Source organism: Streptococcus sp. 2100, from assembly GCF_013276335.1.
Taxonomy (GTDB): Bacteria; Bacillota; Bacilli; order Lactobacillales; family Streptococcaceae; genus Streptococcus; species Streptococcus pseudopneumoniae.
This window is the reverse complement of sequence record NZ_VMKV01000117.1, coordinates 1-530: the sequence shown is the minus strand read 5'-3', so window position 1 is coordinate 530 and position 530 is coordinate 1. Positions and strand designations below refer to the sequence as shown.

Genomic DNA, 530 nt, shown 5'->3' with positions numbered 1-530 from the left:
CTTCAAATGACGGGCAAGAAAGGCTTTCTCTTCCTCAATTGTCATATATGCATGGTTACGACCACCACGTGTTTCTTGAAGGAGAGAGTCGAGTCCGAACTCCTCATATTTTTTTACAGTTGGCCAAATCGTTGTTTGATTACAGTCTAAAAGCTCTATAATCTCTTTATAAGATTTACCCATCAGACGAAATAGAACGATTTGAAGGCGTTTATGATATTTAGCTGTACTAGAGTCTTTTAAAAGTGTTTTGATTGTTTGGATTTCTTCTTTAGTTGATTTCATATTACTATTGTATAATGCTTTTTTATTTTAGTCTAGTCTAACAATTCATACCTTTGTATCTCTTTTGTTGTTTCTTCTTTTTTATCATTATCAACCCCAACAGTCACAAAGTTTACTCCAATAAATATAACCATGTAAAACAATACCAAGGCAAAGCCCAAACCCTTTAATAACTTCATTTTCTTTTCTCTACTTTCTTTTTTTGTGTTAGTCTTTTTAGTTTATCTGTAAGCGCGTCATAACAA

Annotated in this window: 2 protein-coding genes; both read right to left on the bottom strand. The window is 32.5% G+C overall.

Going from position 1 to position 530, the window contains the following annotated elements:
• On the bottom strand, positions 1 to 285 hold a 285-nt coding region (locus tag HT669_RS10785; RefSeq protein ID WP_172933711.1), incomplete at its 3' end, for a helix-turn-helix domain-containing protein.
• A 32-nt stretch (positions 286 to 317) separates the two neighbouring features.
• Positions 318 to 464 carry a hypothetical protein gene (locus HT669_RS10780; RefSeq protein ID WP_000770987.1) on the bottom strand — a complete coding sequence of 49 codons (147 nt, stop codon included), beginning with the start codon at positions 462 to 464 and terminating at the stop codon, positions 318 to 320.
• Positions 465 to 530 lie beyond the last annotated feature (66 nt).